We start from the raw sequence: 14,420 nt of genomic DNA, 5'->3' as shown, positions 1-14,420 counted from the left end.
TATTGAACATCGGTGTTTGTTATTAAATACCTGATATTATTAAGAGCAACCCTTGTATGTTCCGTATTTGTCTTTCCGCGCTCGTTGAGGTCTTATTCATAATTTTTGCTTGGGATTTCAAGAACTTCTTTAATATCTTCCATTTGCTTTCTCTTACGTCTATTAGATTTTCCTTTATTTAGTGGCTGAGAATACTTACATAGCACTTCATTGGGGATGAAAACAACATCACACTCAATATCACCATCTTGCTCCTTCTTTTTTAACCTATGGTTGCCATCAATTACCCACAACTCATTTTGTATGCAAGCGAGCAAGATTGGTTGAGCTTTTCGAGACTCGCTCATCGAGCTAATATGATCCATTTCTATCTCGTGTGAAGTCTTAAATTCTAAAACATCAATCATACTAACACTAGCGGGTTTAATCCTTATTTTTCCTTGAAGTGAAGCTAGATCTTCGAGCAATTCATGAATGCGTATTTCCAAATTCCATTTTAAAATAAAGTAAACTTCATCAGTAGCACCTTTTTCAATTTCGAACATTCCACTTCCCTCTCCGCAGGACTCAGCACCTAATGAGACTATAGAGGTACTCCAACAACCAAACTAAAAACGAGTTTCTAAAATCAATTCTAAGTACTTTTAATGCATCAGGTCATGCATTGAAAGTAGTTAACCGTATTTTGTCCTGTTGAATTGTTCAAGTCACGTTCCTAAAAACGAGGACCACATCCACCTTCAGGATAAGGAAGATAAGAATTAACACAGCGCATAAATAATAAATATTTCTCAACTGAGTCATTGAATTCTTCTTTATCACCGATAGAACGATCTTTATAAGAATGAATTGCATTACGTCGTTGTTGTACTAACTCAATATACGTGTACCATTTTTTATCAAACAGATCCTTTTTTCTTATAAATTGCTTTAGATTTTCTAAAGCCAATGAATCAGGATCTACCTGTTTTCCGTTACGGATTATTTTGTTGATATCGTCCGAGTAATCTTCATAATAAACGCTTAGAAATAATTTGAGAGTACCTTCAATTAAAGCCCCTAAGTTAGTCCAAGCAAGAATTAAGTCTCCATCAGAACACCCTGAATAAAAATCCCATTTTAATAATGTTTTTGATAAAGATAATTGTCTATCCAACCGTGATTTTGATATTAAGTCAGCAGCTGACTCAGGTGCCCAACCATGAGAATTACTCCAAAAATCAGCTAATTGTTTATTACCTGAAATAATACTTTCAACATTTGATGTAAACATCTTTGATCCTAGTGACATAACAGCCTAATTAAGTAGAATTATTCCGTATTTTCGTTGGAAAAACGAATACATTCGTTTATTAAATTTTTTAACAATACGCTACTACAACAGCAAATCAAACAATTAAAGCGCTCTCTAATCTTAAATCAAATGTTAATTATGTGGAAAGGTAGAATGAAGTTTATTGGTTTATATTTAACAGGTTTTTTTATTATATTATTGGAGTAACTCGAAGCTAAATGCGGCAGCATTGTGTGCTGAGCTGGGAGGCTTGTTAAGTTTTTCCTTATTGTATTACAACGTGTTGTTAATAAAGCGAGTGTTTATCAATGTTTAGATGTCCTATGCTCTTTGTCTACCTTTACATGAGGTGCTAGCCCTTGCTTGTTAGGCAAAACAACCCCAATTTTAATTGGGGCTATTTAATAAGAAAATCAAAGATTAAATTTTCTTTCTACGAGAAAAAACAAGACCAACGAAACCTAATACTAATAAGCCAAGATTAGCTGGCTCTGGCACCGAAGCAGTTTTTCCGTCAAGGTTTATTTCAGTAATGCTGAAAGTATTTTGAAGACCATTAAATCCAGAGGAAATAAATCCGCTAAGTAGTACGCTGTTTGTTGAAAGGTTAAATAATGACGAACCTGATAGGTCAATAAAATCATCAGCAGATCTGCTGCCGAATGTTAAGCCTGTACTAGAAGTTGAAAAATTTTCGGTAATCGAATTAATGGTTATATCCAAAGAGGTAATATTACCGGGTATTGCATTACCTAAGAAGCTTCCTCCTGATATTAGTAAATTGTTAATGGAATAAAACGCATCAAAATTTAATGTAATGGCTGGTGAAGAATCAGTTGGGTAATTGAACAATTGGGTGCTTTGGATTGAAGAACTGATTACGCCGTCATTTAAAGTGCCTGACCCACCTGAATAGTTCGCAATACTTGTGTTAATTGGGGTTATAGTACCTAAATATGTGTGTGTCCAACCACCTGTTCCAGAAAGGTTCGCATTATCAATGTCATAGCTTGCTATTGTTATTGGTGACGCATTTACCATGGTGCTCATAAGGTAGAAGCCTATCAAGCCGATTGTTTTTTTCATTTTTATTTACCCTTTTAGTAGTATATTTATTCGATCTTTCGTTAATTAGCAATATGCATACCATATTTATACACTATTGATTTGTAGGTATATTAAGGATCTCTTTATCTACCTCTAACTGGTCATGTAAATAAGTTCGACGGTTTTTGTGTTGTTAGCAAGACAATTAGAAATGAAGTAATACATAAAGAAAGAGCCTCATTGATTGAATAAAAAGTGATCCGGTGCCAGTCTCTTTGGTTCTTTATAAACATAGGTTTCTCTGCTGGCCGAGAGAAAGTAAAGTCGCTGCCTCCCAGCAACAATTATTAATAAATCCTCGATGAGCGCAGACGAACAATACTACGAATAAAGCAAAAGCAGTCAGATCGAGCGTAGCGAAACATAACTCAATGCGGCTACAAATCCTCACCGTTGAGCTTTCCCAATCAATTAAGCTCTTTCTGCAACAGCAAACAGGACGTTTGCTGTAACTTCATTCGGCGCATGGACGCGCCGTATGAAGTGGTGCATAAAGAAAGAGCTTCATTGGTTGGATAAGAAAGCGATCCGGTGTCAGTCTTTTTGCTTACTTTTTCTTCTGACCAAGAAAAAGTAAGGTCGCCGAAAGGGCGAAACACAAAGTTACAATTATTAATAAAGCCACAACGAGCGCAGACGAGTTAATTAAACTAAAACTTATTGAGCTAAATATGCATTCCCAGGGAGACCATGGGAACGAGAAAACGAGAAAACGAGAAAACGAGAAAACGAGAAAAAAGGATCAACCAGCAATCCTTTGTTGCATTATCCCTCTAGGATCCTAATCGAAATCGCCGCCGCCGAAGTGCGGTTATCAACCCCTAGCTTCTTATAGATCTGCTCTAAATGCTTGTTTACTGTGCGTGGGCTCATTTCTAAAATCTGAGAAATTTCCCAACTGGTTTTCCCGTAAGAAACCCAATACAACACTTCTGATTCACGCTTGGTGATGGGCAGGTTTTCCTTTAAATCTAGCGCTGATTTTTGCGTCTTATTTTGTACAATACGCAATAAGTGCATTTCTTGCTGTTGACGCTCGTAAGCAATACTCATTTTTTCTGAAAAACAGTCCACGGTTAACGCTTGGCTGGTGTCACCTAGTAACCAACTTTCGATTAAAGTGGCTAAGGTTGCCCATGGGCTTGCGTCGCCTTTGGAAATATTATCTACCAGCTCATGCACATGTGGTGTTGCCCAAGACAAACGGCCTAATTGACTGACACAGAAAACGGTTTTACCGGCATGGTCTAATGCATCCTGCGCACTTAATGCGAGTTTTGCGGTTTCAACATGACGTTTAATACGCACAATCACTTCGTCGGGCGAAATAGGTTTAGTCACATAATCCACGCCACCCGCTTCAATACCTTTTACGATGTCTTCAACGTCGGTTAATCCAGTCATGAAAATAATCGGAGTGTTGGGTAAGAGCTCTTTTAAACGGCGGCAGGTTTCAAAGCCGTCCATTTCAGGCATCATTGCATCTAATAACACCACATCTGGCGGGACTTTTTCTGCGATGGCCAGCGCTTGTTGTCCACTTAAGGCAACTAGTGCGGTATAACCTTGACTGTTCAGCGCTACATTGAGCATGCCTAATGATTCTGGCGAATCGTCGACAACCAATACAACATCACTGCTTTTAGGATCCATGGTTTAACTCGTTTAAATATTCAATAATTTTAGGGAAGTTACAGACTTCAACATATTCAAGTATCTGCGATGCGCTGTCTTCTGGAAAGTAATATTCTGCTTCTATCTGTGCAAATTTATCTTTAAACCCAGACAGGTAACCAATTTCTGCAAGTGCGATTAATGCTTTATATTGTTCGTCGCCGACACTTAGTTTATTACTGCTATTGGCGTCTTCAGTAGTTATATTATCAGTATTTTTATATTGCCATTGTAAGTTTAATAGTTGTGCAATTTTGCCTAATAATGCATCCAAATTGAGAGGCTTCGCAATATAACCATTATGAAAACCTTCCGCTTGAAGGTTATATTCTGCATCACGTGCATTGGCTGAAACCATTAATACGGGCATTTGATAATGCTGTTCACGCATACTTTTAACCATTTGCCAGCCGTTAATATCAGGCATTTGTACGTCCATTAATACTAGGTCGATATCATTTTCCTGCAATAATTCAAAACCCTGTTGTGCATGTTCCGCTAATAACACATTGAAACCAATCGGCGCGAGTAAATGCAACATCAGTTGGCGTTGGTTTTTATTATCATCCACCACTAAAATGCTTTGCTTAGCACCATTATAACCAACGGCTTCTGATTTGGTGAGTTCAGGCTCTTTAGGGTCTTTGTTGAGTTTGAATAACATTAACCTGAAGTAAAAGGTGGAACCTTGCCCAACATTACTACTTAAACTTATTTCACCGCCCATTAATTCCGCTAATGAGCGTGAGATAGTTAGCCCTAAACCTGTTCCTCCGATAGATTGAGTATGGTTATTACGAATTTGTTCAAAGGGTTTAAAAATCAGTTCTTGGTTACTTTTAGCTATTCCCGCTCCGGTATCTATAATACTAAAGTTGGCGACTTCGCTGCGATAAGTGACCTTAAACGTTACCGATCCTTTTTCAGTATATTTAATGGCATTAGAGATCAGGTTGATCAATATTTGTCTAAAGCGTTGCTTATCGGTTGCCACGTAATCAGGTAAGTTAGCGCTGGCGATATAGTGAAATTTAATACCTTTTTTACTGGCTTGCATTTGAAACATATCCACCAGCTGCTGCAAAATCGCTTTTAAATTAAACTCATCACGCTGTAAAGTGACACGGCCGGCTTCAATTTTAGACACCTCTAATAAGCTTTCAATTAAGTCTGCAAGGTGCTCACCATTGCGTCTTACAATCGCAATACTTTCGCGCTGTTTCGGTGGTAATTCTTGGTCGCGCATCAATAATTGTGCATAACCTAATAACACATTAAGCGGTGTACGTAGTTCATGACTCAAAGCTGCAAGGTAACGACTTTTGGCTTCGTTAGCTGATTCTGCAATTTCTTTTGCGCTTTGTAATGCTTCCGATGTTTGTTCGTGAGCATCGACCTCTTTGGCCAAGGCTTTAGTTTGTGAACGTAGTTCTTTTAATGCATGTTGATTGCCATCACGAGCGAGGATAAATAACCAACTGACGATGCCAATAATGATCATTAATAGGAAGAATATCTTAACTAAAGTGCTAGCAAAAACCTGTTTAACTTGTAAATCATCCAGTGGCACTTGTAGATAGACTAAGACTAAAATAGCAGCGCCGATCAAACTTAACCCTAATGTCAGTGCGATGAATTGCATCAAAGGAGTGGTTAATGCTTTTAGTACTTTGGCACTTAAGAAACGAGTGAAAAAATCATGAGCTTGTTGTGAAAGCGTAGCGTTAGGACGGCATTGATCTGAACAACGTACATCTAAACTACAACAGAGCGAACAAATAGCTTTGCCATAAGCAGGGCAGAAAGTGATGTCTTCATGGTCAAAGCTATTTTCGCAAATATGACATTGTGTGAAGGTTTTAATTTCAGGTTGTTGGTTTGCCGCTAAATAGTATTTCCCTTTAGTTAACCAACCGATTAAAGGCACAGTAATAAAAGGTAAAAAACAGGCGATGAAAGACGCTAAAGCTTCAACTGTTTCACCATAAATACCCATATGCGCAGTAAAACCTGCTACCGATGCAATTAACATTGAACCCACGCCAACGGGGTTAATATCATAAAGGTGTGAGCGTTTGAACTCGATATGGCGCGGGCTTAGCCCTAATGGTTTATTAATGATTAAATCGGCAACAACGGAGCTTAACCAAGCTAATACAATGACTGAATACACGGACAACATACTGGCAATGGTTTGGTAAATGCCGAGCTCCATTAGTAGTAGTGCAATGGCGACATTAAATACCATCCACACCACGCGGCCCGGGTGGTTATGGGTAACACGCGAAAAAAAGTTCGACCATGCTAATGATCCCGCATAAGCATTTGCGACGTTGATTTTGAGTTGTGATAACACCACAAAGCTACAGGCAACAAAAACACTAATAGAAGGGTTATCAAAGACATAGCTATAAGCAAGTTGATACATGTGTGCAGGGTCGCTAGCGAGATCCGGTGCAATGCCTTGTTTTAATGCAAAATAGGCTAAAAAAGATCCTAAAAAAAGTTTAAGCGCACCAAATACCATCCAACCTGGGCCACCGGCAATCAACGCCAGCCACCAACGCCAAGCACCTTTTTTAGGTTTCTCTGGTAAGAACCGTAGAAAATCTACTTGTTCACCAATTTGTGCCACCAGCGCTAACAATACCGCTGAAGCACCACCAAATAATAAGAGATTAAAGGTTGCTCCTGATTCGCCTGCTTCACCGGTAAAGTTTACCCAATCGCTGAATTGTGTATCGTTATGGGTAAATACAAAGAACAGCGGCAGCAGTTGCAATGCCACCCAAATAGGAGATGTCCATACTTGAAAGCGGCTGATGTAGGTGATGCCGTGGGTCACTAATGGAATGATTAATAGCGTACTAACGATATAACCCGCGGGTAAGGGCAGGCCAAATAATATCTTTAATGCCATAGCCATAATGGCGGCTTCAAGGGCAAAGAAAATAAAAGTAAAGGAGGCATAGATAAGTGAGGCGATGCTGGAGCCAATATAACCAAAGCCGGCACCTCGGCTGAGTAAGTCAATATCAACGCCATATTTGGCGGCGTAATAACTGATCGGTAAACCCGTTAAAAACACCACTAATGTCACCGCCAAAATCGCCCATGCGGCATTTTCAAAACCATATTGCAGCGTGATTGCGCCGCCGATTGCTTCTAAAACCAAAAATGAAACAATACCTAACGCGGTCATAGAGATGCGGTTTAGTGACCATTTTCTAGCTCGTTTGGCAGTAAAACGCAGTGCAAAGTCTTCCATCATCTCGTTTGCAACAAGCTTGTTGTAGGTTCTACGTGCTTTAATTATTTTTTGGTTTGATTGCATGCATGCTCTTTTGCTATTTATTGGCTATCCGTACCCTTACTAATAGCGACTCCGCTCTTAGCATATCTCGCGCGCGTAGCTTACTTCAATAGTGCTTTCTTTTATATGCGCATAATTGCGTAGTCCATTGCGTGCTTTTGCGCATTTAATGCTTGCTCTAATTACTGGATACTTATCCCACTTGAAATAGGTTGGGATTGAGATTTTTATTCCGTTAAAAAGATCGATTATTGGATACTAAAAGGGAAAGGAACTATCTATGAAACTGAAAAAACTAATTGTTGCAAGTTCGATTGTTGCAACGGGGTTAATGACTAACTTTGCTTACGCGGCTGACAATATCAAAGTCGGTGTTTTACATTCTTTATCTGGCACCATGGCGATCAGTGAAACCACACTAAAAGACACTGTGTTGATGATGATTGAAGACCAAAATGCAAAGGGCGGTTTGTTAGGTAAGCAACTTGAGCCTGTGGTAGTTGACCCTGCGTCAAACTGGCCATTATTTGCAGAGAAAGGTCGTGAGTTATTAGCAAAAGAGAAAGTAGATGTTATTTTTGGTAGTTGGACTTCGGTTTCTCGTAAATCAGTATTACCAGTGCTTGAAGAACTTAACGGTTTAATGTTCTATCCCGTTCAGTACGAAGGTGAAGAGTCATCTAAAAACGTATTCTATACCGGCGCTGCGCCGAACCAACAAGCAATTCCAGCGGTTGATTACCTGATTAATGATATTGGCGCGAAGCGTTTTATATTGTTAGGTACGGATTACGTTTATCCACGTACAACCAATAAAATCTTAGAAGCATACTTGATGGCACAGGGCGTTAAGTCTGAAGATATCATGATTAACTACACGCCATTTGGTCATTCAGATTGGCAAAACATTGTTGCTGATGTGAAGCGTTTTGGTTCTGAAGGTAAGCAAACAGCTGTTATTTCTACAGTAAACGGTGACGCAAACATTCCATTTTACAAAGAGTTAGGTAACCAAGGTATTTCTGCTGAAGATATTCCTGTTATTGCTTTCTCTGTAGGTGAAGAAGAACTGTCTGGTTTTGATGCAAAACCGTTAGTGGGTCACTTAGCGGCTTGGAACTACTTCCAAAGTGTTGAGACAGAAGAAAATGAAGCGTTTATTGCACAATGGAAAAAATATATTGGTGATGAAAAACGTGTAACAAATGATCCAATGGAAGCAACTTATATTGGTTTTAAAATGTGGGTTAAGGCTGTTGAGAAAGCCGGTACTACTGATGTTGATGCTGTTGAACAAGCAATGATTGGTATTGCTGTACCTAACTTAACCGGTGGTATTGCGGTAATGAACTCTAACCATCATTTATCTAAGCCTGTATTAATTGGTGAAATCCAAGAAGATGGTCAGTTTGAAGTAGTTTGGGAAACGCCTGATACCGTAATTGGTGATGCATGGTCAGACTTCCTACCAAGCTCTAAAAACCTAGTGTCTGATTGGACTGCTCCAATCAAATGCGGCAACTTTGATGTAACGACTGCAAAATGTTCTGGTCAAAAGTTTTAGTCATAACGTTCTAACGCATTAATTAACGTACAGAACTACTTAATGGGAGACACCGTTCTCCCATTTTATGAACTAAAAAACCAATATTAAGGAACAGCCCATGTTGCGTCTATTTCCCCTGTTACTTTTCTTTGTTATGTCATTCAACGCCTCAGCCGCTGTTAGTGAAACACAACAATCAGCTCTTCCTCAGTTAGTAGAGCAACTACCAAATACTAAATTAAATAAAATGGCGCCATTGATTGAACAAATCGCGGCGACGTCTGCACCACAAGTACGTGCTATTTTACAACCATTGATGGATGGGGACCTGTATTACCTTAAAACCAATAAGCGTGTTGTATCCGTCTATAAAAATGAACAAAAAAAATATCAGTTAACCGATGTATTAAGCGCTGAAGCATTGCCAGAAGTTAAAAAATCAGCGATTAAGAAAGTCAGAACCAATAACCGTTTACGTGGCCAAATTCGTGATTTATTAGCCAACCTAGATTTAACAAACGCTGATACAGATATCCGTATCGCGGCTTTGAAACAGCTATTAGATAACCCTAGCCAAGCCGGCTTGGTTGCCGTCAATAAATTAATTAAAGCAGAGAAAGATGAAGATGCTCGCGAGTTAATGTCGGTCATTTTATTAATTGAACAATTACAAACCGGGTCAATAGCGGAGAAATTATCTGCTGCTAAACAACTCTCTAATCGTCTAGAGCCTACCGTTAAAAACGCATTAGTTAAGCAATTAGGTTCGTTACCAAGTAATGCAGCTGACGCAGAAACAAAAGAGTTAAAATCAGTCTTAAGCAATGCAATCGACAGTATTGAGCAGCAAGCGAGTGTCTTTAGCTTAGCGGAAAACCTGTTCTTCGGATTAAGCCTTGGCTCAGTATTATTGCTCGCGGCGATTGGTCTTGCTATCACCTTTGGTGTGATGGGCGTGATCAATATGGCGCACGGTGAAATGATGATGCTAGGCGCTTATACTACTTATGTTATCCAACAAACTTTCCCCAATTTAATTGAATACTCTTTATTAATGGCCGTGCCTGCCGCATTCCTTGTGTCTGGTTTTGTTGGGGTGTTAATTGAACGTGGTGTGATCCGTTTCTTAAAAGGTCGTCCGCTAGAGACTTTACTGGCTACCTTTGGTATCAGCTTAATCTTACAACAGTTAGTGCGTAGTGTTTTCTCTCCGCTTAATCGCCAAGTTGAAGCGCCGCAGTGGATGAGTGGTTCGTTAGAGATTAACCCGATTCTGTCGCTTACCTATAACCGTTTATACATCATCTTATTTGCATTAATGGTGTTCTTCTCATTGTTAATGATTTTGAAAAACTCTTCATTAGGTTTACACGTTCGTGCCGTTTCTCAAAACCGAGATATGGCCAGAGCCTTGAGTGTTAAAAGCTCATGGGTAGATGCAATCACCTTCGGGTTAGGTTCAGGTATCGCCGGTGTTGCAGGTGTTGCATTAAGTCAGTTAACCAATGTTGGACCGAATTTGGGACAGGCTTATATCATCGATTCATTCCTAGTGGTGGTATTTGGTGGTGTGGGTAACTTATGGGGTACGCTAGTTGCCGCGATGACCATGGGAACATTTAACAAAATATTAGAGCCATCAATGGGACCTGTATTAGCCAATATTATTGTGCTAGTCAGTTTAGTGTTGTTTATTCAAAAACGACCTAAAGGACTGTTTCCACAAAAAGGGAGAGCTGCAGAATAATGAAAACTTTACTTAATTCACCTAGCGTGAACAACATAACCAAAAAAATGAGTAGTTTGCATTTTGTTATTGCGATCTTATTTTTCTCAACCTTGTATGTCACTGTTTGTAACTTAATGTTTGCCGAGGGGTCGCTGCTGCATGTGAGCGATTACACTGTGAGCTTATTAGGTAAGTACCTTTGTTATGCTTTACTGGCTTTAGCCGTCGATTTGGTATGGGGATATTGCGGTATTTTAAGCTTAGGCCACGGTGCATTCTTTGCGCTAGGTGGTTACGCAATGGGCATGTACTTAATGCGCCAAATTGGTGACCGAGGTGTTTACGGTAACCCAGAACTACCCGATTTTATGGTGTTCTTGAACTGGACTGAATTACCTTGGTATTGGGCGGGATCTGATAATGCCTTAGTGATGATCTTATTAGTGTTTGCTGGCCCTGGATTATTAGCTTACATCTTTGGTACGTTAGCATTCCGTTCACGTGTAAGCGGCGTGTACTTATCAATTATGACCCAGGCGATGACCTATGCGCTGTTATTATCTTTCTTCCGTAATGAAATGGGATTTGGTGGTAACAATGGTTTAACGGATTTTAAAGAGATCTTTGGCTTCTCATTACAGTCTCCAAATACCAAGCTGGCTTTATTCGTAGCGACGGCAGTCATGTTAGCCATTGGTTATGCAATCAGTCATTTTATTGTTAATTCAAAAATGGGCCGTGTCGTCACTGCTATTCGAGATGCAGAGGACCGCGTGCGTTTTGTAGGTTATAAACCACAACACTATAAAGTGTGGATCTTCGTGGTATCGGCAATGTTAGCCGGCGTTGCAGGTGCGCTTTATGTACCACAAGTGGGCATTATTAATCCCGGTGAGTTCTCACCATTAAACTCCATTGAAATTGTTATTTGGGTAGCGATTGGTGGTCGTGGCACATTATATGGTGCGTTAGTTGGGGCGATTGTGGTGAGTTATGCCAAAACACGTTTCACTGCGATCATGCCAGAAGCTTGGTTATTTGGATTAGGTGGTTTGTTTGTATTAGTCACCTTGTTATTACCTAAAGGCCTTGCAGGCTTAGTGACTAACTTAATGGATAAAATAGATCCACCATCCACAGACAACAAATCTAACAGCTCAGACGGCAGCGCTAACACAAGTACTAACAAAAGTGCTGACGATTCAATATTAACAGCGGAGAATAAATAATGATTGTAGATAAACACGGTTCACCGCTGTCATCCGTTGATAATTTAAAACCAGATACACGCCACGGTATGATTTTATACGTGGAAGATGTCAGTGTGAGTTTTGACGGTTTTAAAGCATTAAATGACTTGAATCTTTATATTGGTGATGGCGAATTACGTTGTTTAATTGGTGCTAATGGTGCCGGTAAAACAACATTAATGGATGTGATCACCGGTAAAACACGTCCAGACCAAGGTAAAGTTAGTTTTGGGCAACAAATTGATTTATTAGAGCTTGATGAATCTGAAATCGCACGTGCGGGTATCGGACGTAAGTTTCAGAAACCAACGGTATTTGAAGCATTGAGTGTGTTTGAAAATATTGAGTTAAGTTTGTCTGGTGATAAAGGTATTTGGACTGCGCTGTTTCATAAATTGAGTGGCGAGCAAAAAGACAAAATAGATGAAGTCTTACAAACCATCGGTTTAACTGCCGAGCAGCACTATCCCGCTGGCCGTTTATCACATGGCCAAAAACAATGGTTAGAAATTGGTATGTTACTAGCCGCTGAACCGCGTTTATTGTTAGTTGATGAACCCGTTGCAGGCATGACCACGCAGGAAACAGAGCGTACCGCTGAGTTATTAACGTCATTAGCTGGTAAGCATTCGGTAGTGGTGGTTGAACACGACATGGCTTTTGTTAGGTCCATTGCACGTAAAGTAACAGTGTTGCATCAAGGGACTGTATTAGCGGAAGGTTCGATGGATGAAATACAAGCAAATAAAGCAGTACGTGAAGTTTATTTAGGTGAGGAGCAAGCTTAATCATGATTGAATTAACCGCAGTAAATCAAAAATACGGTGGGACACAGATCCTATGGGATCTCGACCTGAAGATTAAGAAAGGTTCTCGCACTTGTATCATGGGGCGTAACGGTGTGGGCAAAACCACATTATTAAAAACTATTATGGGATTACTGCCTATTAGCTCAGGTAATCTAGTTATTAATGACAAAGAGATGAGTAAAAGTAGTGTCGAGCAACGCCCTGAAATTGGCGTGGGTTACGTGCCGCAGGGTCGTCATATCTTTCCGCAATTGACAGTTGAAGAAAATCTAAAAATAAGTTTAAATTGTTCAAGACAAAAAAGTAAAACCATTCCAAATCATATATTTAAGCTTTTTCCTGTTTTGGAAGAGATGTTACATCGTCGAGGTGGAGACTTGTCTGGTGGCCAGCAGCAACAATTAGCCATTGGCCGTGCTTTAGTACTGAATCCGGATATTTTAATATTAGATGAGCCAAACGAAGGTATTCAACCTAATATTGTGCAATTAATTCGAGATGTGTTATTAAAGTTAAATAAAGAACAAGGCATGACCATTATTTTAGTAGAGCAGAAGTTACCCTTTGCTCGCGCAGTGGGGGAAAACTTCCACTTGATGGAAAAAGGGCAAGTGATTGCATCGGGTCCAATGGATGAGCTTGATGACGAATTAGTGAGTAAATATCTAGCCGTATAAACAGATAAAGGGATTTAATCAAATAAGCATGATATCAATTATCGACGAGTCTACAACCGCTGCAACATTAAAAGCGCCAGTGAAAAATCACTGGCTTGCTCATCTATTTTTACAATTCAGTCATACTCCAGTAGGAACACAACTCACTCGTACTCAGCGTAAAGGACCATTATCGGTTCAAAAAGCTTTTTATCCTGAAGGGCGAGATTGCGCGCATATCTATCTATTACATCCGCCAGCGGGCATTGTTTCTGGTGATGAGCTACGTATTAACGTTGATGTTCAGCAAGATGCGCATCTCTTGTTTACTACACCAGGCGCAGGGCGTTTTTATCGTGCACGAACGAATCTGGAAATAGGCGATACTAAGCAATCGCAAATTACTCAATTACAGCTAGAAGCAGATGCTAAATGCGAAAATTTTCCACAGGAAACAATCGTTTATGAGGGTGCCGACGGTTTTAATACCGTTGATATTAAGCTCACAAGCAGCAGTGTTTATTTGGGGTGGGATATTACTTGTTTAGGTTTACCTGATTCAGATGAACCTTTTTTGAATGGAAAGTACTGCCAATTGAATCGCTTATATTGCGATGAAATCTTGATTTACCATGATCGTATTGCGTTATCTCCCGCTAACCAATTATTAACACATCCTGCAGGTTTGGCCTGCAATAGCGTATTTGCAACTTTTTTAGCCTATGCTCCACAAAAATTAAAGCAACCACAGCAACGTGCAGAATTAGTCGCGTTATTACGTGACCAAGTTAAGCAACAAGATGCACAGAGGTTGATCAGTATTAGTGATATTGATGGTTTATTAGTGATCCGCTATCTAGGCGCACAGGCGCAACAGTGCAAACAGCTATTTATTGGCTTATGGGAAATATTGCGGCCGTTATTGATCGATAAAACCGCGCTACAGCCTCGAGTTTGGCATACATAAAGAGCAAGTTTTAACTAATAATTAATACCTATTACCTATTACCTAATAATCAATATCTAATAAATAACGTTATAA

11 protein-coding genes are annotated in these 14,420 nt (G+C 39.6%); 6 read left to right on the top strand and 5 right to left on the bottom strand.

Going from position 1 to position 14,420, the window contains the following annotated elements:
- Positions 1–92: 92 nt before the first annotated feature.
- The 5 genes from MT390_RS00720 to MT390_RS00700 form a co-directional block, all read right to left on the bottom strand.
- A complete protein-coding gene (locus tag MT390_RS00720; protein WP_499439027.1) occupies positions 93–545 on the bottom strand; it encodes a hypothetical protein in 453 nt (150 codons plus the stop codon).
- Between the two features lie 170 nt (positions 546–715).
- Positions 716–1,273 (bottom strand): hypothetical protein, encoded by a 558-nt coding sequence (locus MT390_RS00715; protein ID WP_499439026.1) that lies wholly within the window; start codon positions 1,271–1,273, stop codon positions 716–718.
- Between the two features lie 441 nt (positions 1,274–1,714).
- The gene (locus MT390_RS00710) at positions 1,715–2,380 is read right to left on the bottom strand and encodes a PEP-CTERM sorting domain-containing protein (protein WP_499439025.1); all 666 of its coding nucleotides are present in this window, start codon (positions 2,378–2,380) and stop codon (positions 1,715–1,717) included.
- A gap of 786 nt (positions 2,381–3,166) precedes the next feature.
- On the bottom strand, positions 3,167–4,054 hold the full coding sequence (locus MT390_RS00705) for a response regulator (RefSeq protein ID WP_499439024.1): 888 nt from the start codon (positions 4,052–4,054) through the stop codon (positions 3,167–3,169).
- The gene (locus MT390_RS00700; protein WP_499439022.1) at positions 4,044–7,409 is read right to left on the bottom strand and encodes an ATP-binding protein; all 3,366 of its coding nucleotides are present in this window, start codon (positions 7,407–7,409) and stop codon (positions 4,044–4,046) included. Before MT390_RS00700 ends, MT390_RS00705 begins: the two co-directional genes overlap by 11 nt.
- Positions 7,410–7,668: 259 nt before the next feature.
- Between MT390_RS00700 and urtA the strand changes: the two genes are divergently transcribed.
- The 6 genes from urtA (at position 7,669) to MT390_RS00670 (ending at position 14,345) form a co-directional block, all read left to right on the top strand.
- Positions 7,669–8,952, top strand: a complete 1,284-nt coding sequence (urtA, locus tag MT390_RS00695) for an urea ABC transporter substrate-binding protein (RefSeq protein ID WP_499439020.1) — start codon at positions 7,669–7,671, stop codon at positions 8,950–8,952.
- A 100-nt stretch (positions 8,953–9,052) separates the two neighbouring features.
- Entirely contained in the window at positions 9,053–10,681 is a 1,629-nt protein-coding gene (gene urtB, locus MT390_RS00690) for an urea ABC transporter permease subunit UrtB (protein ID WP_499439019.1), read from the top strand.
- 47 nt (positions 10,682–10,728) lie between these two features.
- Complete coding sequence (urtC, locus tag MT390_RS00685; protein WP_499439487.1) at positions 10,729–11,892, top strand: urea ABC transporter permease subunit UrtC; 1,164 nt, start codon at positions 10,729–10,731, stop codon at positions 11,890–11,892.
- Complete coding sequence (gene urtD / locus MT390_RS00680; RefSeq protein ID WP_166368208.1) at positions 11,892–12,701, top strand: urea ABC transporter ATP-binding protein UrtD; 810 nt, start codon at positions 11,892–11,894, stop codon at positions 12,699–12,701. Before urtC ends, urtD begins: the two co-directional genes overlap by 1 nt.
- Before the next feature lie 2 nt (positions 12,702–12,703).
- Complete coding sequence (gene urtE / locus MT390_RS00675) at positions 12,704–13,399, top strand: urea ABC transporter ATP-binding subunit UrtE (protein ID WP_166368206.1); 696 nt, start codon at positions 12,704–12,706, stop codon at positions 13,397–13,399.
- Between the two features lie 28 nt (positions 13,400–13,427).
- Positions 13,428–14,345 (top strand): urease accessory protein UreD, encoded by a 918-nt coding sequence (locus MT390_RS00670; protein ID WP_499439018.1) that lies wholly within the window; start codon positions 13,428–13,430, stop codon positions 14,343–14,345.
- Positions 14,346–14,420 lie beyond the last annotated feature (75 nt).

This window comes from Vibrio sp. 2-Bac 85 (assembly GCF_037546705.1).
In the GTDB taxonomy this organism is placed as follows: Bacteria; Pseudomonadota; Gammaproteobacteria; order Enterobacterales; family Psychromonadaceae; genus Psychromonas.
This window is presented reverse-complemented; position numbering and strand designations above follow the sequence as displayed.